Raw genomic sequence first — 25,311 nt, 5'->3', positions numbered from 1 at the left:
CCTTGCCCTTGTCCTTGTCCTTGTCCTTGTCCTTGTCCTTGTCCTTGTCCTTGTCCTTTAGCTTTTGATCTTCCTACCGAGAACGCCCAGACACCACAAAGCGCGACTTGGGTGCAGGCTGAACGCAGGTGGCGCGGAGTGACGGAACGACGACTAAGGAGTCGCCAAACCGGGAGCAAACCCTTGGTTACTTGGGGTTATCAAGTCACTCGCCAAAGGCGAAACAGTTAGGCCGCAGGCCAAACCGCTAAGCACTCAACCGAGAAATCACATCATTCAACCCCACCGACAACCCATGCAAATCCTCACTGGCCGTCTGCGTACGCAACACATTGCTCTGATTCGTCGTCGCAATCGCCGTAATCTCCGTCAGATTGCGCGAAATATCCTCCGCGACCGACGTCTGCTCCTCCGCCGCCGTCGCGATCTGACGGTTCATATCACGGATCGCCTCCACCGCAACCGTGATCCGCTGCAACGACGAACCGGCCAACGCCACCTGATCCACACTTTCCTGACTGCGCGCCTGCCCGCTCTCGATCGCCTGAGCCGCATCAATGGCGCCAGTCTGCACCGAACTGATGATCTGATTGATCTCCGCCGTCGACGCCGCGGTCCGCTGCGCCAACGTCCGCACCTCATCGGCGACCACCGCAAAACCGCGCCCGGCATCGCCCGCACGCGCTGCTTCGATCGCCGCGTTGAGCGCCAGCAGATTGGTCTGCTCGGCAATTCCCCGAATCACCTCCAGCACCTTGCCGATCCGCCCGCTGTCACTTTCCAGACGGCGAATGACGTCGGCGGTATTGCTGATCTCGGTGCGCATCTGAGTGATCGCCGTGATGGTCGCGCTCATCACCTTGCCGCCGTCCTGCGAACTGCGATCGGCTTCGTCAGCCGCCTGGGCGGCCTGTGCCGCATGACGCGCCACTTCCTGCGCGGTCGCCGACATCTCGGTCATCGCCGTGGCCACCTGATCGGTGCGTTCGAACTGCTCGTGCGTGCCTTGCGCCATCAAGGCGGCAATCGCCTTCAATTCACCACCGGCGCTGTCCAGGTCAGTGGTGCTGCGTTTGAGGCGGGTGAAGGTATCCGCGAGAAAATCACGCAGCGTATTGGCAGCCACCGCCAGACGCCCCAGTTCGTCCTGGCGGGTCACGCTGACACGGTCGCTGAAACGCCCCTGACTCAACTGCGCGACGTATTCGATCAGCAGCGTGATCGGGCCAACGATATTGCGATTGACCACCCACAGCGTCAGCACACCCACCAGCAGCGCCGACGCCAGCATCACCAGCGTGCCGATCAGAATGGTCTGATCCGCCGCGTTGCTGATCGACAACGACTGCTGGTCACTCTGCTTGCGCAGGCTGACCACCAGCTCGCTCATCTGCTCGCTGGCCGCGCGATCCACACCTTTAACGGCCTGGTCGCCGGCGACCGGATCGCCCCCCGCCGCGACGAACGCATCACGCCCCTTGCGGTAAGCAACACCCAGCGCACGGTGCTCGTCACGCAGCGTTTCCACCTGCACTCGGGTTGCGGCATCCAGAACGGGCATGGCACTCAGGCGCCCCAACGTGTCCTGCACCTGGCGCTCCTGCTCTTCGAACTGAGCCCAGAACTTGTCGCGATCCGCCGGCTGTTTGCCGCGCAACAGCACGTTCTTCCACTCCTGAACCTGGATCTTGAATTGAAGATTGGCCTGGTCGACCCACTGCGAAGCGTGCAACGGACCATCGAGCAAACCTCGATAATCCTTTACGTTGCTGGAGAGGAACTGGAAACACGCCAGGGCAATGAGCAGCACCAGCAACAGGCTGCCGCTGAGCAGGGCCAGAATCTGCAATCTCAGGGATTTGGACATACGGGAAAATCTCGTCAGGGGAACTGCCGTCTTCAGCGCTGGCCTCGTGAGCGCGCCGAAGGCTTGCTTGCTGGCCACGTCCCTGTGCCGCCGTGTTGATCACGTTCGAAAACGTTTAAAAAACAACAGGGTTACCTAACCTGATTCGACCCCGCGAGACCGTTCTTTAAGCGGCTGAACAGGCCTCCGACAGACGGTAAGAAACCGTCAACGAAGCGTCTGAAACCCAGGTCAAAAACTTGGCAGCCACCACCAGCGCCACCGACTCATGGACGAGATCACGGTGCGACAGAGGAGTGTCTCAACCAGCCCTCACGGCACTCCATCAGGTAGTCGATGAAGGCACGCAACCGCAGGGGCACGTGACGGTTACTTGGGTAAAGCAGCGTAAACGGCCGAGAGCGTCCGGCGTAATCAGCCAGCACTTCCACCAGCGAGCCTTCTCGCAGCTCTTTTTCCACCGAAAAACGGTAGGCCTGAAACAGCCCTGCACCGTTCCTGGCCAGCGTCACCCCACCCAGAACGTCGTCGGAGCAGCAGTACCCGCTTTCGGCGAGCAACTCGCGCGGCTGGCCGTTCTCCTGAAACAACCAGGGAATCCGTCGGCCGTTGCTCGGCAGTTCGTACTGAATGCACTCATGGTGGGCAAGGTCGTCAAGGGTCTGCGGCGTGCCCGCCCGCTGCAGATAGTCCGGCGTTGCGATCATGACCAGCGCCCCGTCCTCCAGCTTGCGCGCAATGAGCGTCGAGTCCGGCTGCGTGCGCACGCGAATGGCCATGTCGTAGCCCTCGGCGACGAAATCGATGTTGCGATTGCTCAAGTTGATGTCGACAGTCACGTCCGGGTAGCGACGCCGGAACTCGGGGAGCAGCGGCAGGATCCGGTGATGCCCGTAGGTCGTCGGAATGCTCATGCGCAACGTACCGGAGGGCTTCAATTGCTGGCCCGAGACCTGACGTTCGGCTTCCACCAGTTGCGTCAGGGCCTGGCTGCACTGCTCAAAATACACCCGGCCGCTTTCGGTCAGACGAATACTGCGGGTGGTGCGCACGAACATGCGTGCACCGAGCCGCTCTTCCAGCCGGGAGATGGAGCGGCTCACGGCAGCCGGGGTCACCCCCGCCGTCAGCGCAGCCGCTGTGAAGCTTCCCGCCTCCGCGGCCAGACAGAACAGCTCGATGCTGCCCAGTTGAATGTCGTCGAAATGGCGTTTCACGATTCGTTGCACCGCTATCAAGTGGGGTTTTCGGCACGCGGTTTATCACTTTGATCAGCGTAAATATAGCCCTGTCAGACATCGCCGCCGGGCTTTAGGTGTTGCCCAAACACCTGGGATGGTCTGCGCAGCACAGGATCGAACGGGTTGATCTTCTGGCTGATGGCCGCCGCCTCACGTTTGAGCATGTCGACCACGGTCGGCATGCGTTCGGCGTTCAGACGGTCGCTGATGGTTGCCACGCTCAAGGCAGCGACAGCGCGGCCTTCCCGGTCGAGGATCGGTACCGCAAGCCCGGCCATGCCTTCGAGCACGCCGGTGTTGCGTGAGGCATAGCCCAGGCGACGTACGTTGTCGATTTCCGAGCGCAGCATCACTTCGTCGTACAGGTGAAAATCCCGCAGGCGTGGCAGGTTGTAGCGAATCACGGTGTCGCGTTCTTCTTCAGGCAGGAACGCCAGAATCGCCAGGCTGCCCTGTCCGACGCCCAAGGCCACGCGACCGCCAATGTCACCGGTAAAGGTGCGGATCGGGTACGGCCCTTCGCTGCGATCCAGGCAGACAGCATCGAAGCCGCTGCGCGCCAGCAGGAACAACGAGTCGCCCAACGAGGCCGATAATCGCAGAAGGCTGGGTCTGACCACGTCACGCAGATTGCCGGTCTGTCCCGCCCTCGCGGCCAGTGCAAAAAACGCCAGGCTCAGGCGATACCGTTTGCTGCGTGCATCCTGCTCGACCATCCCTTCGTCCACCAGACTGCGCAGCAGACGATGCGTCGTGGGTTGGGACAGCCCCACCTGTTGCGCAAGTTGCGTGACCCGTTCACCGCCCTCGGGGCATTCACCCAGAGAACGCAAAACGGCGAACAGGCGCGAAACCGCCCCGACACCCGTTTCCTTAGACTCATCTTTATTCCGTTCAGTGGAATTCATTTGCACAGGTTCCTTTGTTAAATCCACCCAATGAATAAACTTGAAAAAATCACTCATTCAGTGAAATTCAGCGTTGAGCCCATCCTATTCCCGGGCATAGGATCAGTCCACAGGGCGATTTGAATAACAGCGGCAGCCGACCCAGATCGAGCGCCAGCGTCCAAAGGTTTGCCAGCATCCCGGCACGCCTTCTCTCTTCGCATCTGCCCATAAAAAACGCATGCCACAGGCGTGCACGAATACGAGGTGGAAGCAGCCATGGCCTTTCTTCAACTCCAGGCACTCTGTAAACGCTACGGCCCTGTCGATGCGGTGGTTGCCACTGATCTGTCGGTGGAAAAAGGCGAGTTCGTTTCCCTGCTAGGCCCTTCGGGTTGCGGCAAGACCACCACACTGCAAATGATCGCCGGTTTCGTGGACGTCAGCGCCGGACGCATCCTGCTCGACGGACGCGACATCACCCACGCAAAGCCGGCGAGTCGCGGTCTGGGCGTGGTCTTCCAGTCCTATGCGTTGTTCCCGCACATGACCGTGCGTGACAACGTCGCTTTCGGCCTGAAAATGCGCAAGGTGGCCGCCGCGGATGTGCAACGCCGCGTGTCGCGGGTGCTTGAACTGGTGCGTCTGGATCAACACGCTGAACGCTACCCCCGTGAACTGTCCGGCGGTCAGCGTCAGCGCGTGGCGCTGGCGCGCGCGTTGGTGATCGAGCCCCCGGTCCTGTTACTCGACGAGCCGCTGTCCAACCTCGACGCCAACCTGCGCGAAGAGATGCAATTCGAGATTCGGCGCATTCAGCGCGAGGTCGGGATCACCACGCTGATGGTGACCCACGACCAGGCCGAAGCCCTGTCGATCAGCGATCGCGTGGTGGTCATGCAGGCCGGTCGTATCACGCAGATCGACGAGCCCTACAAGCTGTACGAGCACCCCCGCACACGTTTTATTTCCGGCTTCGTCGGCAAGGCCAATCTGCTGCACGGCGACCGGGATCACAGCGGCACGGCCCAGGTGCGCGAGCAACAGGGCGAAGGCGAACTGACCCTCAGCCTGCGTCCGGAAAAGATCGATCTGGTGGAGGCTGGCGCGGGTCGCCTTCAGGGCCGTATCGTCACCCGCTATTTCCTGGGCAGTCAGTGGTTGTATCGCGTCGAAACGTCCATCGGAGAAATGACCGTCGTGCGCCGCAACAACGGCGACGCGCCGCTCAACGAAGGCACCGCCGTCGGCCTCGACTGGCCCGCTGAATTGCTGCGCGTGCTGACTGCCGACGAGGTGTCGGCATGAGTGGGGCAAGCGTGCTGCGCGACACCGGTCGCGGCTACCTGCTGTCGGCGCCTGCGCTGGCGCTGTTCGTGGGTTTGTTGGTGTTGCCGTTGCTGCTGACCCTGGTGCTGTCGTTCAACGTGTTCGATTACGAAGTCGGGGTCAAAGGTGATGCCTGGACCTTTGCGCAGTACCTGAACCTGATCACCGATTCATACTTCTATGAAATCTTCTTTCGCACCTTCTGGATCAGCGCGCTGGTGACACTGCTGTGCGTGGTGATCGGTGTTCCGGAGGCGTACATCCTCAGTCGCATGGGCACACCGTGGCGCTCGATCTTTCTGATTCTGATCCTCACCCCGCTGCTCATTTCGGTCGTGGTGCGGGCGTTCGGCTGGAGCCTGTTGCTGGGGGCCGACGGATTGGTCAACCAGGCGATCCAGGCGCTGGGCGGTCGCCCGATCAGGATGCTGTACACCCCGTTCGCGGTGATCCTGGCACTGGTCCACGTGATGCTGCCGTTCATGATCATTCCCGTGTGGACCTCACTGCAGAAGCTCGACGCCTCGGCCGAGCAAGCGGCGCTGTCGCTGGGCGCGACGCAAGCCAAGGTCATGCGCCTGGTGGTGTTACCGCAGGTCATGCCGGGCGTGTTGTCCGGCACGTTGATCGTGTTCGGGCTGTCGGCCAGCTCCTTCGCGATTCCGGGGCTGCTGGGCGGACGCCGTCTGAAAATGGTCGCGACCGTCGTCTACGACCAGTACCTCTCTGAGCTCAACTGGCCCATGGGCGCGACCATCGCTGTGGCGCTGTTGCTGATCAACCTGCTGGTCATGTTGTCGTGGAACCGGCTGGTCGAAGGTCGCTATAAAAAATCCCTGGGGGAATGATTGATGTCCAAGAACGGTCCTCTGGCCCTGTCCTTCCACGCCCTGGTCGTGGTGTTCATGCTGGCGCCGCTGGTGATGGTCTGCCTGGTGGCGTTCACCCCGGAAAACACCCTGAGCCTGCCGTGGCACGGTTTCTCCCTGCGCTGGTTTGCTGCGGTGTTCGAACGCGCCGACTTCATTCAGTCCTTCTATAACAGCCTGATTCTGGCGGTGGTTGCCGCGACGCTGGCGACGCTGATCGCAGTGCCCGCCGCCCTGGCGATCACCCGCTATCAGTTTCCGGGACGCAACTTCCTCAATGGCCTGTTTCTGTCGCCGATCATCATCCCGCACCTGGTGCTGGGCGTGGCGATGCTGCGCCTGTTCGCGCTGATGGGCGTCAACGGCAGTTTCGTCTGGCTGATGTTCGCCCATGTCGTGGTGATCACGCCCTATGTGTTGCGTCTGGTGATCGCCGCGGCCATCGGCGTGGATCGCAGCGCCGAACAGGCCGCCGAATCACTGGGCGCCAGCCGCTTTACGCTGTTCCGCCAGATCACCTTGCCGATGATCCTGCCCGGTGTTGCCGGGGGCTGGCTGTTGGCGTTCATCAACAGCTTCGACGAAGTGACGCTGTCGATCTTCGTCACCTCGCCATCGACCCAGACACTGCCGGTGCGCATGTACGTCTACGCCACCGAATCCATCGACCCAATGATGGCGGCGGTGTCGGCGCTGGTGATCGCACTGACCGCCGCCACCATGATCATCCTCGACCGGGTTTACGGCCTGGACCGCGTACTCGTGGGTCGTCACTGATGCCCACGACCTGGATGGACCCAACCTGCCCCTTCTGCTGTTACCGGATAGAGAACGCACCATGGCTTTGCTGAAACGTCTGGCAGAACACGACCGCGACGTCCTGCCGTTTACCCTCGACGGCCAACCCGCCACCGGCTTGCAAGGCGACACCCTGCTGACCGCCGTGCTGACCCGTGTCGATTCGCTGCGCGGCAGCGACTTCAGCGCCGAGCCCCGTGCGGGTTTCTGCCTGATGGGCGCCTGTCAGGATTGCTGGGTCAAACTGGGCGACGGTCGCCGGGTGCGTGCCTGCGCCACGCTGCTGGAGGCAGGACAGTGCGTCAGCCGCGAACCGGGGCGGACGCTATGAAACATTCAGGCATTGTCATCATTGGTGCGGGGCCGGCCGGTATACGTGCTGCCCAGACCCTCGTCGCTTACGGCCTGCAACCTTGCCTGATCGACGAAAGCCTGCGCGGTGGCGGGCAGGTCTATCGGCGCCAACCCGAAAATTTCACGCGTTCAGCCAAGGCGCTTTATGGCTTTGAAGCCTCGAAAGCGCAGGCAGTGCACTCGGCATTGGACCGGCTTCAGGCCGACATCGATTACCGCCCGCAAACCCTGGTGTGGAACGCCGAAGCGCAGACTCTGGACACACTGCACGACGGCGTCGCCGCGCAACTGCCCTACACGCAGCTGATCGTGGCGACCGGCGCGACCGACCGCATCCTGCCGGTGCCAGGCTGGACGCTGCCGGGCGTCTACAGCCTGGGCGCTGCGCAAATCGCCTTGAAATTCCAGGGCTGCGCCATCGGCGAACGTGTGGTGTTCGCCGGCAGCGGGCCTTTGCTGTACCTGGTGGCGTATCAGTACGCCAAGGCGGGCGCGAACGTGGCGGCGGTGCTCGACAGCTCGCCGCTGTCCGCGCAGACCCGCGCCCTGCCCGCGCTGCTCGGTCAACCGGCGACCCTCGCCAAAGGCCTGTATTACCGGGGCTGGCTCACCGCCCATGGTGTGCCGGTGCATCAAGGGGTTCACCTGCAAAGCATCCAGGGCAATCAGCGTGTGCAGAGCGTGCGGTGGCGTCAGGGCGATAAGGACAAGACGCTCGATTGCGATGCCGTGGCCTTTGCCCACGCCTTGCGCAGCGAGACCCAACTTGCCGATCTGCTGGGCTGCGCTTTCAGCTGGAGCGACCTCAACCGCGCCTGGTTGCCGACTCGGGATGCGTTCGGCCGCAGCAGCGTTGAAGGCGTTTATCTGGCGGGCGACGGCGCGGGCATCATGGGCGCTGACGCTGCCGAGATGGCCGGCGAGCTCGCCGCCTTGACGCTCCTCAGCGACACCGGCCATCAGGTCGATGCAGCACGCAGCACGGCACTGCAACACCAGCTCGACGCCATCCAGCGCTTCCGTCATGGACTGGAAACGGCGTTCCCTTTTCCCGAGAACTGGGCCGCCAATGCCCCCGACAGCCTGACCGTTTGCCGCTGTGAAGAGGTCAGCGCAGGCGAGATCCGGCAAACCGTCGAGCAAGGCCATTGGGAGATCAACCGCGTAAAAGCCATGTGCCGCGTGGGCATGGGCCGCTGCCAGGGGCGGATGTGCGCCATGGCGGCCACCGAGATCGTCGCTCAGGCCTCGGGCCGGGACGTGGCCAGTGTGGGCCGACTGCGCGGCCAGGCGCCGATCAAGCCGATTCCGTTCGGCGTGGAGGTGGCGCCGTGAGCCTGCCGATCGACATGGATGCCGTGGTGATTGGCGGCGGCATCGTTGGCGCCTCCGCTGCGTTGTTTCTGGCGAAAAGCGGCCAGCGTGTGGCGCTGCTGGAGCGTGATTTTTTCGGTGCTCACTCCAGTGGTGTCAACTACGGCGGCGTGCGACGCCAAGGCCGCCCTCTGTCGCAGTTGCCGCTGTCCCAAAGAGCCCACGCCATCTGGGGCGACCTGACCAACCTGATCGGGATCGATGGCGAGTACCTGCGCTCCGGTCATCTGAAACTGGCGCGCAGCGACAAGGACATGGCCGCGCTGGCGGCCTACGAGCAGGCGTCTCGAGGGTTTGGCCTGGACCTGCAATTGCTTGACCGCGACCAGTTGCGCGCCCGCTTTCCGTGGGCCGGTGATGTGGCCGTCGGCGCTTCGTTATGCGCCGACGACGGTCACGCCAACCCGCGCATTGTGTCACCGGCGTTTGCCCATGCCGCACGTCGAGCCGGTGCCGACGTCTACGAGCAGACAGAGGTCTCTGAGGTCAGCCATGACGGTCATGCTTTCACCGTCCGCACTGCCAGCGGCCAGACGTTTCGCGCCCCCTGGCTGCTGAACTGCGCCGGCGCGTGGGCGGCGTCGCTGGCAGAACAGTTTGGCGAACCCGTGCCGATGCGCTCGGGGCACCCTGCGATGCTGGTCACTGAACCGTTGCCGATGTTCATGGACGTCAGCACCGGCGTCGAAGGCGGCGGCATTTATGCCCGCCAGGTCGCCCGCGGCAACTGTGTGCTGGGTGGCGGTCAGGGCTTCGCACTGGATCCTGCCACGGCGCGTCCCGGCCAGGCGGCGATCCTCGACATCCTGCGCAATGCCGTCGAACTCTACCCGCCATTGGCCGGTGCTCAGGCCATTCGCACCTGGAGCGGCACCGAAGGGTACCTGCCGGACCGCGAGCCGGTGCTGGGTGCCAGTTCCACTCAGGCGGGCCTGCTGCACGGCTTTGGTTTCGCCGGCTCTGGTTTTCAGATCGGCCCGGCGGCGGGCGAGGCCCTGGCACAGATTGTCTGCACCGGCACGCCGTCGATTCGACTCGACGCCTTTTCGATCCAGCGTTTTCAACCCGTTTCCCAGCCCACCTTGCCTACCGCACCGCCCGCCACCGCCGCCCCGGCTCACGCGGAAAACGTCATTCCATTGTTCAGAGGAAGATCGCAGCCATGAAAAACATGAACCTCGTTAAACGTTTTGCCCTGACCGGCTTGTCGTGCCTGCCGTTCGCCGCCTTGCTCACCTCGCTGCCGGCGCAGGCCGAGCCGACGCTGTATCTGGGCATGAACGGCGGCACCATGGAACGGCTGTACGCCGATCAGGTGCTGCCAGCCTTCGAAAAGGCTAATCACGTCAAAGTGGTGATCGTACCGGGCACCTCGTCAGACATCCTCGCCAAGGTCCAGGCCAGCAAGGACAACCCGCAGATGCACGTGATGTTCCTCGACGACGGCATCATGTACCGCGCCATTTCCATGGGCCTGTGCGGCAAGCTGCAACCGAGCGCGACGCTGGCGGACATTCCGGCCAAGGGCAAGATCAAGGATGAAGCCGTGGCGGTCAGCCTCGGGGTGACGGGCCTGGCGTACAACACCAAGATGTTCGAGGAAAACGGCTGGAAGGCGCCGACATCGTGGGGTGACATGGCCGACAAGCGCTACAAGGACAAACTGGTGTTTCAGTCGCTCGCCTCCTCGACGTTCGGCCTGCATGGTTTCCTGATGTTCAACCGGTTGCAGGGCGGCAGTGAAACCAACGTCGAGCCCGGCTTCAAGGCCTGGCCGAAGACCGTGGGGCCGAACGTGCTGGAGTACATCGCCAGCTCCGCGAAGATTTCCGAGATGGTTCAGACCGGCGAAGCGGCGTTGTTCCCGTTGACCCCCACCCAGGTGACCGCGCTGAAACTCAAGGGCGTACCCGTCGAATACGCGCCGCCCAAGGAAGGCGCCGTGGTGTTGAACGTCGCTGAATGCACCATCGCCAATAACGACCAGCCAGAGCTGGCGCAGAAACTGGCGGAATTCCTGCTGACGCCCGAAGCTCAGGCCCCTGCGCTGGAACTGGGCGACCAGATCCCGTCCAACCCGAAAACGCCGACCACCGAGCGCACACGTGGTCAGGTAGATGCGATGAACAAATACCTGGAAACAGCCGTGACCATCGACTGGGATCAGGTCAACCAAATCCGCCCTGAATGGAACGCGCGCTGGAGCAAGACCATCGAGCGGTAATCGCGCTGCAGCAACCGTCCACCGTGGGAGTGAGCTTGCTCGCGAAGAGGTCTGTGCATCCGCAGGATCGCGGGTGATGACCCACAGGCTTCGCGAGCAAGCTCGCTCCCACAGGTCTTGCCGCAGCCATGAGCTCTAGACCTGCCCTGTCCAAAGGCCATGGGGTAGCCGCAGGTTCTGGGGCTGCCCTCTCCAAAGGCCTCGAGGTAGCCACAGGCTCTGCGGTCTACTTGGGACCTGTAGGAGACGTCGGAGGTTACGACGGCAGCGAATGCGGTGTATCAGTCGCCGCAGATGTCGCTGTCATACCGCGATTCGCGAGCACGCTCGCTAACAGGTCTTGCAGCGGTGTGTCATTCGCGGCGGATGTCGATGCGCGCTCACCGAACATTGCGTCCAACTATCCTCCCTCGCGTCGGTCACACCCTGGGTAACCCACTGATTGATGACGAGGCCGGATGAGTTTCATTCTTTGCATGACCGTGCTCGGCGTCCTGTTGATGCTGCTCGCACTCACCTCCTCTTCCCTGCGCTGGCTTCCGGTCACGACCTCGGCGGTGTGCCTGGGCTTCGGCGCCGGTATCGGCCCCTGGGGCCTGGACCTGGTGCAACTGGACATCCGCGACGCACGCCACTGGCTGGAGCGTCTGACCGAAGTCGCCGTGCTGTTCTCACTGTTCAACACCGGCATCAAACTGCGCCTGTCATTGCATCGTAAAGCCTGGCATTCGGCGTACCTGCTGGCGGGGCCGGTGATGCTCGCCAGCATCCTGGGCGTGTGCCTGGTCGCCCATTACCTGCTGGAAGTGCCGTGGGCCATCGCGCTGTTGCTCGGTGCAATGTTGTCCCCCACCGACCCCGTTCTGGCGGGACTGGTGCAGGTCAACAACGCGCAGGATTTCGACCGGGTTCGTTTTGGCCTTTCGGGAGAAGCCGGGCTGAACGACGGCACCGCCTTTCCGTTCGTGATCTTCGCCCTGCTGTTCCTCGGTCATGGCCCCTCGGACTTCACCTGGGTGCAGGGCTGGTTGCTGAAGAACCTGATCTGGGGCGTCCCCGTCGGCCTGCTGATCGGCTACGGATTAGGCCGCGGCGTCGGGCACTTGATGATCTACCTGCGGATCAAGAACGCCGACAGCACCAGTTCGCCCAATGATTTCCTGGCCCTCGCCCTGATCGCGGTGGCCTACGTCGTCGCCGAGGGCCTGGGAGCCTATGGCTTCCTCTCGGTGTTTGCCGCAGGCCTGGGCCTGCGACGCGCCGAAGTTCGCACCACGCAATCGGATCTTCCGTCCGAGCACGTGGCCAAACCGGTTTTGGGACACATGGACAGCGACCCCAGGGCCGCCACGGTGACCCGGCACGAAGAACTCAGCGAGTCGCAGTTGGCGGCGGGTGTGATGATGGGGGACATGCTCGCGTTTGGCAGTCTGGTGGAACGGGCGATGGAAGTGCTGCTGATCACCCTGCTCGGCGCGGCCATTGCCCTTTACTGGGACTGGCGGGCGGTGGGCCTGGGCCTCGCGTTGTTCTGTGTGATCCGCCCCCTGAGCGTCTGGCTGCTGATCAGCGGCCAGCTACTCTCTCGTCCGCAGAAAGCGCTGGTGGGATGGTTTGGCATTCGCGGCATCGGCACGCTGTATTACCTGTGCTACGCGCTGTCTCACGGTTTACCCGCCGACGCGGTGCAAACCACCATCGGCCTGACACTGTCCGTGGTCGCGCTGAGCATTCTGCTACACGGCATCAGCATCCAGCCGTTACTCGAACGTTATGAGCGCAGCATGACGAACGACCAGGAGAAGTGATCGCTATACCGAAACAGGCGACAGCTGGCTTTCGATACCCGCGATCAAGTGCTCCAGGCTGACCGGTTTATGCAGGATCACGGCGCCGTGCTCACACGACGCCCGCACCGCGTCCAGATCGGCATGCCCGGTGAGCAACAGAATGGGCAGTCCCGGCCGGATATCGCGCAGCACGCGCGCCAGTGCCACGCCACTGAAATCACGCATGGCGCAGTCGCTGACGACAATGTCAGGCGGGCGATGCCGGATCGCCTCGATGGCTGCATATCCGCTGCAAACCGCCTCCACCTCGTAACCGGCATCGGCCAGGAGACGGGCCATGACGTCACGTAGACGGTCATCATCATCGACCAACAGCACGCTCACGGCACTGACAGCCTGAGGGGCAGACTCGGGCGGCGCGGCATGCGCCCGTTCCTCGATAGCGCGGTCGCGCACCTTCAGCAATAACGTCACCGTTGTCCCGGAGGTCATCCCGCACTGAATGGTCGCCGAGCCGCCCGCCTGTGCAGCGAATGCATACACCTGAGACAACCCCAGACCAGTGCCCTGGCCTTCCTTCTTGGTGGTGAAAAACGGCTCGAACACCTGGCTGGCGATGGCCGGGGGAATGCCTGGGCCGTCATCTTCCACCGTCAGTTCTACGTAAGCGCCGTCCGCCAGAAGCTCATGCCCGCCCAGTGTCAGCAAGCGCGTGGCCACCCGAATATTCCCTGTGCCCTGCATCGCATCGCGGGCGTTGACCAGCATGTTGAGCACAGCGGCCTCGAGCTGCGTGGCGTCGCACAGTATTCGGGCGGGTGTGGTGTCCAGCTCGAACTGCAGGTTGATGTCCGGGCTCAGCACCCGGTTGAACAGCTCTTCGAGGCTGCGCACCTGGGCGCTGACGTCCAGCAGCGTCAGGGCGGAAGGATCTTCGCGAGTGAATGCCAACAGTTGCGCGATCAGCGATGCGCCTTTGTTCACCGCTTGCAAGCCGACTGACGCCCAGCGCCGGACATCCTGCGGTTTCTCCGCCTTTCGTTCGACGAACTGCAAGCTGGCGCTGATGGCTTGAAGCAGATTATTGAAGTCGTGAGCGATGCCGCTGGTGAGCTGCCCGATTGCAGAGACGCGCTGGTGTTGACGCAAGCGCGCGTGCTCATGCTGATCATCGGCCAATGCCGAGATGACTTTACGACTCAGGCTGCGGGCCTGTTCGTCTTTCTCGGCGCTCAATTCACGCAACTGCAACAGCGCAGCCGTCTGACGTGCCAACGCGGTCAGCGCGCCGACCTGACGCGCGTCCAGGGTTCGCGGCACAGTATCGATCACACACACCGTACCCAGCGCATGGCCTTGGTCCGTGACGATCGGCGCGCCTGCGTAAAACCGAATGAACGGCTCGCTCAGGACCAACGGATTGTTGGCAAAACGCTCGTCCAGTGCCGCATCTTCAACGATCAGCAATTGATCCGGTTCAAGAATGGCATACGCGCAAAACGCCTGGTCACGATGGGTTTCACGTACCGACAGGCCTATGCAGGCCTTGAACCATTGCCGCTGATCGTCGATCAGCGACACCAGCGCAATGGGCGTGCCGCAAACGACCGACGCCAACTCGACGATGTCATCAAACGCCTGTTCTGGAAGGCTGTCGAGGATCTGAAGGTGATCCAGTGCCTGGATACGTCGAGCTTCATCAAGTGGCAGCGGCGCGGGTCGATGGGTCATGGGTTACGCAGGTCCACTCAAGGGGCGGTTTACCGGTTCTGTGATCGGAGCACCTTTCCATGCGCTTTGTTCCGCTCTGTATTGCACATGATGCCCGCCCCTCGACAAGGCTGGCAAATGACCATGGCGTTTTAATGGCTCCACCGGTCTGATTGTCAATCGCTCGTCAGAATCTTCTCGGCTGAACGAAATCGTCAGGGCCGCGTTGATAGACGACATCGATCATTTCATCGGAATAAGCGATTGGACGCTCTACGTACAGGTCGGTAGCTTGCTTATCAACTGATCACGTCTTTTTCGCCGCTTCTGCAATGTGGCCAAAAGTCGCACATCGTTGCCCTCACAAGGACCTGCCGTCGTGTCTTGCGACACGCTCGCGCATCGAGACCGGATGCTTTGAACCACTCCTATATCTGCGTGGCGCGCGGCCTTGTGTCGTGGTGCCGGCCATTGCGTGCGAGTCCAGAAAAACATGTCCATCAATACGCCTCAACAGATCGCTGAAATCACCATCGAAGCCGGGGTGAAGAAGTCGCATTTGCCCACCCTCTCGATCCTCGTCCTGGGATTTCTGGCCGGCGCGTTCATCGCCCTGGGTTTTCTGCTGGACATCCATGTCAGCACCATGATTCCAGCGCAGTGGGCCTCGCTGGGTAACCTGCTGGGCGCTGCGGTGTTTCCGATCGGTCTGATTCTGGTGATCCTGGCCGGCGGCGAACTGTTGACCGGCAATATGATGAGCCTGCCGACCGCGCTGTTCGCTGGACGCATTTCGCTGGCTGCCGTCGCGCGCAACTGGGTGCTGGTGACCTTCGCCAATCTGCTCGGCGCCCTGTTCATCGCCTACTTCTTCGGCCATGTGCTGGGCCTGACCGAAGGCGCCTATCTGGCCAAGACGCTGGCGATTGCCAAAGCCAAGGCCAGTGCCGATTTCGCTCAGGCCTTCATCTCGGGCATCGGCTGCAACTGGCTGGTATGCCTTGCCGTTTGGTTGTCGTATGCGAGCAAGGACGTCACCGGCAAGATCCTCGGCATGTGGTTCCCGATCATGGCGTTCGTCGCCATCGGCTTTCAGCACGTGGTCGCGAACATGTTCGTGATTCCGGCCGCGATCTTCGCCGATGCGCTGAGCTGGGGTCAGTTTGTCGAAAACTTCTTCGCTGTGTTCCTGGGCAATGCGGTAGGGGGTGCAATTTTTGTCGGGCTGGCGTATTACGTATCGTATTCAAAGGCTTTGCCTGCCTCGGCAGTCGGCGAACACGCCGCGATGATCGAACAACCGGGAAGCCAAAAGATTTAAACGATTCAATCGCGGAACGTTCACAATGACGTTCCGCGGTTTGCTTCTGCCATGCAGCACGTTGTCGAGAAAAGCTATGTCGGATCGGGTTTTGATAGACGGGTATTCACGCAAAGTCGATTACGTTCGGATGTCCGTGACCGATCGTTGCGATTTCCGCTGCGTGTATTGCATGGCGGAGGACATGACGTTCCTGCCCCGCCAGCAGATCCTCTCCCTCGAAGAAATCCAGCAGATTGCCGAGCGCTTCGTCGCGCTGGGCACCAAAAAGATCCGCCTGACCGGTGGCGAGCCCCTGGTACGCGCCGGCATCGTCGGCCTGTGCAAAAACATCGCGGCCCTGCCCGGCCTGCGCGAGCTGTGCATGACCACCAACGGGTCGCAACTGGAGAAGCTTGCGGCACCGCTGTTCGACGCCGGCCTCAAACGCTTGAACATCAGCCTGGACAGCCTGGACCCTGCCCGTTTCAAGGAGCTGACACGCACCGGTGACCTGGCCAAGGTCATCGCGGGCATCGACGCCGCCAATGCGGCCGGCTTCACCCACACCAAGCTCAACTGCGTGGTGATGCAAGGCCGCAACGATCACGAGATCAACGACCTGGTGGCATTTGCCATCGACCGGGGCCTGGACATCACGTTCATTGAAGAGATGCCGCTGGGTGTCATCAGCGAACACAGCCGGGCCGAGTCGTTCTTTTCCAGCGATCAGGTGCGTGAACGCATCGCCGAACGCTACACCCTGATCAACTCCACCGAGTCGACCCAAGGTCCCTCCCGCTACTGGCGCCTGGCCGAGGCCCCAGGCATCCGCGTAGGCTTTATCTCGCCTCACAGCCACAACTTCTGTGCGACCTGCAACCGGGTTCGTGTCACCGTCGAGGGCCGGCTGTTGCTGTGCCTGGGCAACGAGCATTCGGCCGACCTCAAAGCCGTGCTTCGGGCCAATCCCGGGCAACCGGAAAAGCTGGAAAATGCGCTGATCGAAGCCATGAAGCTCAAGCCCTACAAGCACAACTTCGAGATCAACGACGACGTGCAGGTGGTGCGATTCATGAACATGACGGGCGGCTGATACACCCTGCACCCTGCACCCTGTTCGTGACTGCTCCCTGGCCAGAGGTCAAGCCTGACCCAGCAACTGACTCACCACTGCCCGCAACTTGCCCGGTTTCACCGGCTTGTTCAGCAACGGCGCGCCCAGCTTCTGCAAGGACCTGCGACACAGGTCCGTACGATCGGCGGTGATCATCACGCATGGGATCTCCAGGCCGAAGTGCACACGAATGTTCGCCACCACCTCGCACCCCAACACGCCGTGATCCAGGTGAAAATCAAACAGAATCAGCTCCGGCGCGCGGTCCTGCAGAACGCTGTAGCACCCCGCCTGATCCGTTGCAGTGAGCACTTCACACCCCCACTGCTCCAACAACGCCGCCATGCTCTCAAGAATGTTGGTCTCGTTATCCAGCACCAACAAACGCCGCCCCGGCAGCGGGTTGCCTGCGCCCGGCAACTGCTGCGCAACCACTTTGATCGGCACCGGCATGTCGGCCGACAGCGGCACATCGATCGAGAACACTGAACCGCGTCCTGGTTGCGAACGCACGTGAATGGCACAACCAAGAATCCCGCCGATGCGCTCCACAATCGCCAGCCCCAGCCCGACGCCTTTACGGTCCGCCGCGCGGCCGACGTCCAACTGGTTGAACTCCAGAAAAATCGAATCCAGCCGGTCCTCGGCGATGCCGCGTCCCGTGTCCCACACCTCAATGCGCAATGACTCGCCACGCTTGCGGGCCGCCAGCAAAATGCCGCCGTGCTCCGTGTACCGGCAGGCGTTGCTGAGGAAGTTGCGCAGGATGCGGGTCAACAAACGCAGGTCCGTTCGCACGGCCAAATGAGCGATGTGCGCCCGCAGGGTCAGCCCCGCTGCCGCGGCCACCGGCTCGAACTCGGACACCAGTGGCGCCAGTATTTCTTCCAGCCGATACAGCTCTATGTCCGGTTCAATGGACGCCCGGTCGAGCTTGGCAATGTCCAGCAGGTCGGTGAGCAGGTCTTCTGCCCCCTCCAGCGCCTGATGCGTACGCTCCACCAAGGTCTGTTCGGCGGTTGGCAACGTGCGCTCACGCAAGGTGGAGATCAACAGCCGCGCGGCGTTCAAGGGCTGTAACAGGTCATGACTGGCCGCAGCGAGGTATTTGTCTTTGCTGCGGTTGGCGGATTCGGCAGCATCCCTGGCCTCGCGCAGGTCATGCTCGATCTGCTCCCGCTGAGTGATCTGCTGTTGCAGGTTACGGTTGGCCTCCAGCAGCTCGTCGGTGCGGGCGGCCACGCGCAATTCCAGTTGATCGTTGAGTTCCTGCAACCGTTGCTGGGCCAGTTTGCGCTCGGTAATGTCGGCCACGAAGCCTTCGAACAAGCCGTCCTCGTCCGGTTTGAGCAACAGGTTCATCAACACGTCAACGTAACTGCCGTCCTGGCGCCGCAACCGGGTTTCATAACCTTGCAGGCTGTGCTCGCGTTGCAGCACCTGAGCAATGGCGTCCATTTCCACCTCGCCGCCAATGAACAGCGTGCTGGCGAGGTCGTCCAGCAACGACAGCACCTCGCGCTCATCGCGATAACCGAGCATGCGCGCCAACGCCGGATTAGCCGCGCGCAGTCCCTTGTGCAGGCTGGCCTGGAAGATGCCGTGCACGGCATTTTCAAATAACCATTTGTAGCGGTTGCGCTCGGTTTCCAGTTCGCCAAGCCGCAGGGTCAGTTCCGGGTAATGGCTTTTTCGGGTCGAGTGATTGCCCAACCCAAGCAGCGCCGTGAGCGCGCCTTGCTGGACGTCAGAGGGCTTCGCCATACACCACTTCGACGTCCCGCTGACTGGACGCACGCGGGTTGGTCAGGATGCAGGGGTCGCCCATCGCATGCTGAGACAGAAACGGGATGTCGGCCATGCTCACGCCTTGCAGGCCGAGGGTTTCGTGAAATCCGACCTGATGCTTGAGGGCGATCAGGTGTTCCACCAGGCGTTTGCTGATGGCGACATGATTCAGGCCCCGGCAATCGATACCCAGGGTTTCGGCGATCACTTTGAAGCGGTCCGGTGCCGAACTGTAGTTGAACGCGACCACATGCTCGACCAACACCGCATTGCACAGCCCGTGCGGCAAGTCCAGAAAGCCACCCAGGCTGTGGGACATGGCGTGCACGGCCCCGAGAATGGCGTTGGAGAACGCCAGACCGGCCTGCATGCTCCCGAGCATGATTTTCTCGCGCAAGGCGATGTCGGCAGGGTTGGCAATCATCTGCACCAGATTGCCGTTTATCAGGCGCATGGCTTCCAGAGCATGAGGGTCGGTCAGCGGGCCATGACCGGTCGAAACGAACGCCTCAATGGCGTGAACCAGCGCATCGATGCCGGTACAGGCAGACAGAAACGGGTCCATGCTCAGGGTGGTTTCCGGGTCGATCAGCGACACGTCGGGGACGACTGCCTTGCTGACGATGGAGAATTTCATGCGTTCCTGCTGATCGGAGATGATCACGAACTGCGATACGTCAGCAGACGTGCCCGCAGTGGTCGGAATCAAGATCAGCGGGGGGCTCGGCACGCGAATGGTGTCGACGCCTTCGAACTCAAGGATGTTGCGTCCATGGGCCACGGCGATGCCAATGCCTTTGCCGCAATCCATCGGACTGCCGCCGCCCACCGCGACGATCACATCGCAATGGTGCTCGCGATACAGTTCGGCGCCGAGCATGACTTCTTCGACCCGGGGGTTGGGCGACACGTCGCTGTAAATGAAGTATTCCAGGCCCTGGGCCTGCAAGCTGGCTTCGACGTCGGCCACCCAGCCGGCAGCGATGACACCAGGGTCACTGACCACCAGCACCTTACGTGCACCGAAGGTTTTGGCGTAGTTGCCCACGCTGTGACGACTGCCCGCACCGAAGATGATTTCCGGGGACACGAATTTACGCAGCTGGTTGAGGCTTTGGCTCATATCAAGCGCATTCTTATTGTTATTAGAGAATGAACGCCAGCCTAGAGCATCTGCGGGGTAATGCAATAAGACCAACGACTGACGGTGTCGGCTCATGGCGAGGGTCTTCGTGCAGGAGAGAAGACCCGGTCAACGTTCATTGACCGGGCATGCCGATCAACGGCTGGCGAAGTACATGGTCACTTCAAAACCGATACGCAAATCGGTGAACGCTGGTTTTTTCCACATGGGCCTTTCCTCGTGTCGTTCAGGGTAGTGCCGGATGGTCCGGCCCTTCATTAGGGCACGGAGCCGTTGCCTGGCGAATAGTACTTTGGGACTGATCTGATCGTCCCCACGCTCTGCGTGGGGATGCCGCCCCGGACGCTCTGCGTCCACGCGAAAGCCGACGCGGAGCGTCGAGGGATGCATTCCCACGCGGAGCGTGGGAAGGATCATCACTCTGGTTCGCTCCAGCGGGTTTGTGCATAAACGCTTGTGCATCAGCGCTTGGTCACCAGATCTTTGGGCAGCTTGAAGGTCCAGAGCATGCCGCCCTGGTTGAAGTCCTTCACCCGCTTGGCCACCTCGCCACCCCACAGCGGCACCGCGCCGCCCCAGCCGGACAGCACGGACACGTACTGTTCGCCGTCCATCTCCCAAGTGATCGGCGAGCCCAGTACGCCTGAACCGGTCTGGAACTCCCAGACCTTGTCGCCGGTTTTGGCGTTGAACGCCTGCAGGAAGCCTTCCGGCGTGCCGGTGAACACCAAATTGCCTTTGGTTGCCAGCACCCCGCCCCACAGCGGCGCATAGTTCTTGTGACGCCAGACTTCCTTGCCGGTTTTCGGGTCGATAGCGCGCAGCACGCCGATGTAATCCTCGTTCAGAGGCTTGATGGTGAAGCCCGCGCCCAGGAACGCGGCGCCTTTCTTGTAGGCGATACCCTCGTTCCAGATGTCCATGCCCCACTCGTTGCCCGGCACGTAGAACAGGCCGGTGTCAGGGCTGTAGGCCATGGGCATCCAGTTTTTCGCGCCGAGGAAGGCCGGCGCCACGAACGCCGACGAACCCTTGGCTTCGCCGTCTGGCGCGCCGGGGCGGCTGGCGTCGATATAGATTGGCCGACCGTCCCTGTCCAGGCCGCTGGCCCAGGTGATCTTGTCGGCGAACGGGAAACCGCGAATGAATTTGCCGTCCTTGCGATTGAGCACGTAAAAAAAGCCGTTGCGGTCGGCCGTCGCCGCAGCCTGAACGGTCTTGCCGTTTTCCTGATAGTCGAAGGAGATCAGTTCGTTCACGCCGTCGTAATCCCAGCCATCGTGGGGCGTGCTCTGGAAATGCCATTTGATGGTGCCGTCATCAGGGTTCAACGACAGCCGAGAAGAGGAATACAGGTTATCGCCCGGCCGCATGTGCGAGTTCCACGGCGACGGGTTGCCGGTGCCAATCAGGATCTGGTTGTTGCTCGGGTCGTAATAGCCGCCAAGCCACGGCGCAGCCCCGCCGGTCTTCCACAGGTCGCCCGGCCAGGTCTTGTTCGCCTCGCCACCGGAGATACCGTTTTCAATGGCCTGACCGTCTTTGTAGACGTAACCCATATTGCCCTCGACGGTTGGACGCGACCACAGCAACGTACCGTTTTTCGGATCGTAGGCCTCGACCTTGCCGACAACGCCAAACTCGCCGCCCGCAACGCCTGTGATCAACTTGCCGTTGACGATCATGGGCGCGGCGCTGATGGAGTAACCGGCCTTGTGGTCAGCCACCTGCTTGCTCCACACCACTTTACCGGTGTCTTTGTTGAGCGCGACCAACTTGGCGTCGAGGGTGCCGAAGTACACCAGGTCGCCGTACAGCGCCACGCCCCGGTTGATCACGTCGCAGCACGGACGGATGTCGTCAGGCAGGCGCGCGTCGTATTGCCAGAGCTTCTTGCCGGTGTGCGCGTCCACCGCGAACACCCGAGAATAGGAGCCGGTGAGGTACATGACCCCGTCCTTGACCATGGGTTGCGCCTGCTGTCCGCGCTGTTTTTCACCACCAAACGAGAAGGCCCAGACGGGTCGAAGGTCCTTGACGTTGTCGGTGTTGATGATGTCCAGCGGGCTGAAGCGCTGGCCCTGCACGCCCAGGCCGTTGGTGACGATCTGATTGGGGTTCTTGGGGTCCTGGAGGATTTCTTCGTCGGTCACGGCGGCCAGAAGGCTGCCGGACGACAGCATGGCGCTGACCAGCAGGCCCAGTGCGAAAGAATGGCGACGTGCGGGTTGAATCATGACGGCTGCCTCTACGGTTTATTGTTGTTTTCTTCCTTTCGGGACAGTTTCCCGAACAAGTCGATTGTTGGCGGTGAGGCCCCTGCCAGCAATTGACCGCAGTGTGGAGGTTTCTAGTTCTTTGGTAGGTGGGCCAGCACCCGGCGAACGCGCGTCAGCGAGTATCGACCCTGACCATCTGCGCCCGCTCGTACGTCGGATACAGATGGCTGACGCTGCGAATCAGTTCGTACCGGGTCAGGCTGATGGCCGCGAAACGCTCAGGAACAGGCGTTCTGATCAGCTCTGCCATGTCGGCGCCCTGGGCCGCCCCGTCCCTCAACAGCCCGTCAAGCCAACCCAGGTAGTCACGCATCTGCTGCAGAGGCCGGGCGTCCGTCGCCACGGGCCCATGGCCGGGGACCAACCGTTTCCACGGCAGCGCCTGCAGGGTATCCAGGTCGTTCAGCCACACCTGTAGACCCGGGCTGTTCGGGGTCGTCAAGGCGCGCTGGTAAAAGACGATATCGCCCGCGAACAACACGCCCGTGTTTTCATCAAAGATGGCGAGGTCGGCGCCCGTATGCCCGGAGAGCGCCAACAGGCGCAAGCGGTGGCCGCCGAACGCCAGTGTGCCCGGCACCAACACCTGCGTCGGCAAACGCGTTTCAGTGCCGCGCATCCAGTCACCGACCATCCGGTACATGTTTTCCGTCAGGGCATCGCCCTGCGTGCGCATCAATTCGGTGGTACCGGCCAACGCACCGATCGGCACATCGGCGAATGCCTGGTTGCCCAGCACGTGATCGGGATGATGATGCGTCAGCAGCACCTGAATCACCGGCTTGTCCGTCACCGAGCCTATGGCCTTGCGCAGGGCCTCGCCATAGCGACGTGACGGTCCGGTGTCGATGACCACCACACCGCCGCCGGTGACAATGAAGCCAGTGTTAACGATGTTGCCGCCGTTACGTTTATCGAAGTTTTCGGTCGTGCCTTCGAGCAAGTAGGTATCTTCAGCGATCTGCCGGGGTTGCAGGCGATACTCCAGCTCAGCGTGTGCCAGCGCACTGACGCAGAACAGCAAGCACCCAATAAGGCGCGTGGCGGCACTCCGGTTCATTTCACAACCGCGCTGAACAGGTTGCCGCTGATATCGCGCAACGACAATTGCGTCTCGCCGTCACCCTCAATGTCGAACCCCAGCGTCGGGTTCTCACTCACGGCGGGAAACAGTTCCAGCGTCGCCAGCAGCTTGCCGTGGGTGTCTTTGAGTTGCGCCTGATTCAGATAGAACTCAGGGATGCCGCTGACCATGCCGTTGTCCATCGGATGGGAGATTGTCACCCGCAAACGGCTGAAGCCTGAGCGTGGATAACGCCCTCCCATCACCTCGCCGATATGCTCCTCCCAACCAGGCTGTGTGCGCACGACGCTGGGCGCGGTGCAGCCTCCGCCCGCTGCGTCGATGATGGTCGAGCCGATGTGCCAGACGCCGTCGCGGGTCAGCACGGCGGCACGCAACGGTGTGGCCTGCTCGATCCGGATGCGGATCGACAGCCACGGGAGCACTCGCTCGACCGGTTGAAAGTCGACGATCTGCGGCAAGGGGTTGAGTTCGGCCCACGCCAGAATTCGTACCACCTCCCCCGTGTACGCCCGCGCATCGATCTCGATCGGAACTTGCCGGGCGTCTTCGGCAAACGGCGGTGCGCGCAACAGCACCTTGTCGTCGAAGACGTAGGGCTGATCCTTGAGGAACTTCTGCTGATAGTAGCCCCACATCACCGACGTAACCGGGTCTTTGCCAGGATCGGCGTGGGCCACACCTTGCAGACAAAGCAGCAAGGCAAACCCGACCGCCCTGCCCCGGACACGGTTCACGGGTACATCTCCGGCACGTCGTAACGCATGCCGTAAGCGGCGTAGATGCGCTGCACCTCGCCTTCACGAATCAACGTCTCCAGCGCCTCTTCGATGGCGTAGGCCAACTGGCGGTTGCTCTCATGCACCGCCATGCCGATCTCCCAGGTTTGCCGTCCCATGCTCGGGTAAGCGTTTTCGGCCAGCGACCATTGCGGGTCATGGGCCTGATGCAGTTGCCAGTCCACCTCGCCGCGCATGGCCATGACCGCGTCGACTTTGCCGTCGTGCATGGCAACGAAAGCCTCCTGCACCGACGGGAAATGGTGGGTGCTGCCTGCAAACTGGGCATTGAAGATCGACGTCAGGTAGAACGACGGCACACTGTCGATCTCGACCCCGATCGGATGCTCGGCAAACACCGCAACGCTGGGCACCGCGTCCATCCGCTTGCGGTCGAATGCGACCTGCCAGCGCTCTGTCTGATAGGGCGCGAACATCACGACGTGGTCGTTTTCCAGTTCGCCGACATCGTTGCGCTTCTGCGAGTAACCCTTGTCGTAGGGCACGCGCATCATCAGGTCGGCCAGTTGCTGACCGCGCAACGGGCTGCCGCGCCAGATCATGTCGCGCAGGTCGTCGTCGAGCTTTTCGCCGGGCGGCGCCCACATCAACTCCAGCCGCACGCCCAACGCTTTAGCCAGCGCCGTCGCCAGGTCGGCATCGACGCCACGGGGCTGCCCGTCCACCTGAAAGCTGTAGGGTGGAAAATCCTGGTACACCGCCACCTTGATCACCCCGGCCGCGATGATGCTGTCGTAGGTGCGAATCTGCGCGTGGACGGGCTGGAACATCAATGCCAGGCAACAGAAGACGGGGCTCAGCAGTACGGCGAAGGCGCGCATACCGATCATTCCTCGTTATGAACACTGTCCAGATAGGTGCGAACAGCCCACAGGGCCTCCTGACTCAGGTAGTCGGCCATCTTGGGCATGTACACACGACCGTCGCGCACCGCGCCGTTACGAACCCGCTCGACAAACCACTCATCACCCGCACTGCCGACGTCCAGGTGCCGCAGGTCCGGCGCAATGCCTCCGGAAATGGCTTCCAGCCCATGGCAGGCGGCACAGTTCTGGGTGTAGGCCGACTTGCCGATTTCCAGCGCCTTGTCGTGATCTTTGGATTCACGATACGGGTTTTCAGCACGCCATTCAGGCCCCAGCTGTTCCAGGCCATCAGTGGCAACGGCATGGGGCACTACATCACCGTGGGCTTGGGCCAGGTTGCTGGCGAGCAGACCACAGAGCATCAATGCGCCCACCAGCAACGTGCATTTTTGGATTCGGGACTCGGTCTCAGCCGGGATCAGGTTTTTTGTTGTCATTGTTATGTCCTCAGAAGTGCATGCAAAGGCCTGTCGTCATCTTAGGAACGGCG

The 25,311-nt window shown here is 61.9% G+C and carries 22 protein-coding genes and 1 pseudogene; 10 read left to right on the top strand and 13 right to left on the bottom strand.

The window, feature by feature from the left end; all coding sequences use genetic code 11:
• Window positions 1-247: 247 nt before the first annotated feature.
• The 4 genes and pseudogenes from AB4N84_RS23190 to AB4N84_RS23175 form a co-directional block, all read right to left on the bottom strand.
• A complete protein-coding gene (locus AB4N84_RS23190; protein WP_460047108.1) occupies window positions 248-952 on the bottom strand; it encodes a methyl-accepting chemotaxis protein in 705 nt (234 codons plus the stop codon).
• 228 nt (window positions 953-1,180) lie between these two features.
• Window positions 1,181-1,291 (bottom strand): annotated as a pseudogene (locus AB4N84_RS23185) (hypothetical protein); the annotation flags it as partial.
• An 854-nt stretch (window positions 1,292-2,145) separates the two neighbouring features.
• The gene (locus AB4N84_RS23180) at window positions 2,146-3,084 is read right to left on the bottom strand and encodes a LysR family transcriptional regulator (RefSeq protein WP_460043352.1); all 939 of its coding nucleotides are present in this window, start codon (window positions 3,082-3,084) and stop codon (window positions 2,146-2,148) included.
• Window positions 3,085-3,158: 74 nt separating this feature from the next.
• Entirely contained in the window at window positions 3,159-4,016 is an 858-nt protein-coding gene (locus tag AB4N84_RS23175; protein ID WP_074749905.1) for an IclR family transcriptional regulator, read from the bottom strand.
• Window positions 4,017-4,274: 258 nt separating this feature from the next.
• Between AB4N84_RS23175 and AB4N84_RS23170 the strand changes: the two genes are divergently transcribed.
• From AB4N84_RS23170 to AB4N84_RS23135, 8 genes are all read left to right on the top strand, one after another.
• Window positions 4,275-5,303, top strand: coding sequence for an ABC transporter ATP-binding protein (locus AB4N84_RS23170; RefSeq protein WP_074749903.1), 1,029 nt, complete (start codon window positions 4,275-4,277; stop codon window positions 5,301-5,303).
• Window positions 5,300-6,172, top strand: coding sequence for an ABC transporter permease (locus AB4N84_RS23165; RefSeq protein ID WP_074749901.1), 873 nt, complete (start codon window positions 5,300-5,302; stop codon window positions 6,170-6,172). Before AB4N84_RS23170 ends, AB4N84_RS23165 begins: the two co-directional genes overlap by 4 nt.
• Before the next feature lie 3 nt (window positions 6,173-6,175).
• Window positions 6,176-6,970: an ABC transporter permease gene (locus tag AB4N84_RS23160; RefSeq protein WP_074749899.1), complete on the top strand. Its 795-nt coding sequence runs from the start codon at window positions 6,176-6,178 to the stop codon at window positions 6,968-6,970.
• Between the two features lie 61 nt (window positions 6,971-7,031).
• Window positions 7,032-7,322, top strand: coding sequence for a (2Fe-2S)-binding protein (locus AB4N84_RS23155; protein WP_074749897.1), 291 nt, complete (start codon window positions 7,032-7,034; stop codon window positions 7,320-7,322).
• Entirely contained in the window at window positions 7,319-8,680 is a 1,362-nt protein-coding gene (locus AB4N84_RS23150) for an FAD/NAD(P)-dependent oxidoreductase (RefSeq protein ID WP_460043351.1), read from the top strand. Before AB4N84_RS23155 ends, AB4N84_RS23150 begins: the two co-directional genes overlap by 4 nt.
• Before the next feature lie 14 nt (window positions 8,681-8,694).
• A complete protein-coding gene (locus AB4N84_RS23145) occupies window positions 8,695-9,885 on the top strand; it encodes an NAD(P)/FAD-dependent oxidoreductase (protein ID WP_460047107.1) in 1,191 nt (396 codons plus the stop codon).
• A 5-nt stretch (window positions 9,886-9,890) separates the two neighbouring features.
• The gene (locus AB4N84_RS23140; RefSeq protein WP_074750250.1) at window positions 9,891-10,943 is read left to right on the top strand and encodes an ABC transporter substrate-binding protein; all 1,053 of its coding nucleotides are present in this window, start codon (window positions 9,891-9,893) and stop codon (window positions 10,941-10,943) included.
• 458 nt (window positions 10,944-11,401) lie between these two features.
• Entirely contained in the window at window positions 11,402-12,751 is a 1,350-nt protein-coding gene (locus AB4N84_RS23135; RefSeq protein ID WP_460043350.1) for a cation:proton antiporter, read from the top strand.
• Between the two features lie 3 nt (window positions 12,752-12,754).
• On the opposite strand, the gene AB4N84_RS23130 is transcribed toward AB4N84_RS23135, so the two are convergent.
• Entirely contained in the window at window positions 12,755-14,464 is a 1,710-nt protein-coding gene (locus AB4N84_RS23130; RefSeq protein WP_460043349.1) for a response regulator, read from the bottom strand.
• 472 nt (window positions 14,465-14,936) lie between these two features.
• Here AB4N84_RS23130 and AB4N84_RS23125 point away from each other — a divergent pair, with 472 nt between their 5' ends.
• Window positions 14,937-15,764, top strand: a complete 828-nt coding sequence (locus tag AB4N84_RS23125; protein WP_074749887.1) for a formate/nitrite transporter family protein — start codon at window positions 14,937-14,939, stop codon at window positions 15,762-15,764.
• A gap of 76 nt (window positions 15,765-15,840) precedes the next feature.
• Entirely contained in the window at window positions 15,841-16,839 is a 999-nt protein-coding gene (moaA, locus tag AB4N84_RS23120) for a GTP 3',8-cyclase MoaA (RefSeq protein ID WP_460043348.1), read from the top strand.
• A 48-nt stretch (window positions 16,840-16,887) separates the two neighbouring features.
• On the opposite strand, the gene AB4N84_RS23115 is transcribed toward moaA, so the two are convergent.
• From AB4N84_RS23115 to pedF, 8 genes are all read right to left on the bottom strand, one after another.
• Window positions 16,888-18,624: a PAS domain-containing hybrid sensor histidine kinase/response regulator gene (locus AB4N84_RS23115; protein ID WP_460043347.1), complete on the bottom strand. Its 1,737-nt coding sequence runs from the start codon at window positions 18,622-18,624 to the stop codon at window positions 16,888-16,890.
• Window positions 18,608-19,771: an alcohol dehydrogenase-like regulatory protein ErcA gene (gene ercA / locus AB4N84_RS23110; protein ID WP_074749881.1), complete on the bottom strand. Its 1,164-nt coding sequence runs from the start codon at window positions 19,769-19,771 to the stop codon at window positions 18,608-18,610. The genes AB4N84_RS23115 and ercA overlap by 17 nt, the downstream gene beginning before the upstream one ends.
• Before the next feature lie 156 nt (window positions 19,772-19,927).
• Window positions 19,928-19,999: a pyrroloquinoline quinone precursor peptide PqqA gene (pqqA, locus tag AB4N84_RS23105; RefSeq protein ID WP_020289857.1), complete on the bottom strand. Its 72-nt coding sequence runs from the start codon at window positions 19,997-19,999 to the stop codon at window positions 19,928-19,930.
• A 254-nt stretch (window positions 20,000-20,253) separates the two neighbouring features.
• The gene (locus AB4N84_RS23100) at window positions 20,254-22,029 is read right to left on the bottom strand and encodes a PQQ-dependent methanol/ethanol family dehydrogenase (RefSeq protein WP_460043346.1); all 1,776 of its coding nucleotides are present in this window, start codon (window positions 22,027-22,029) and stop codon (window positions 20,254-20,256) included.
• A 154-nt stretch (window positions 22,030-22,183) separates the two neighbouring features.
• Window positions 22,184-23,131 carry a quinoprotein relay system zinc metallohydrolase 1 gene (locus tag AB4N84_RS23095; RefSeq protein ID WP_460043345.1) on the bottom strand — a complete coding sequence of 316 codons (948 nt, stop codon included), beginning with the start codon at window positions 23,129-23,131 and terminating at the stop codon, window positions 22,184-22,186.
• On the bottom strand, window positions 23,128-23,856 hold the full coding sequence (locus tag AB4N84_RS23090; RefSeq protein WP_460047106.1) for a quinoprotein dehydrogenase-associated SoxYZ-like carrier: 729 nt from the start codon (window positions 23,854-23,856) through the stop codon (window positions 23,128-23,130). The genes AB4N84_RS23095 and AB4N84_RS23090 overlap by 4 nt, the downstream gene beginning before the upstream one ends.
• Window positions 23,857-23,888: 32 nt before the next feature.
• Window positions 23,889-24,776, bottom strand: a complete 888-nt coding sequence (locus AB4N84_RS23085) for a substrate-binding periplasmic protein (RefSeq protein WP_460043343.1) — start codon at window positions 24,774-24,776, stop codon at window positions 23,889-23,891.
• A 5-nt stretch (window positions 24,777-24,781) separates the two neighbouring features.
• Window positions 24,782-25,258: a cytochrome c-550 PedF gene (pedF, locus tag AB4N84_RS23080; RefSeq protein WP_074749873.1), complete on the bottom strand. Its 477-nt coding sequence runs from the start codon at window positions 25,256-25,258 to the stop codon at window positions 24,782-24,784.
• Between the last annotated feature and the right edge of the window lie 53 nt (window positions 25,259-25,311).

The organism is Pseudomonas sp. S2_H01, from assembly GCF_054668305.1.
This window is presented reverse-complemented; position numbering and strand designations above follow the sequence as displayed.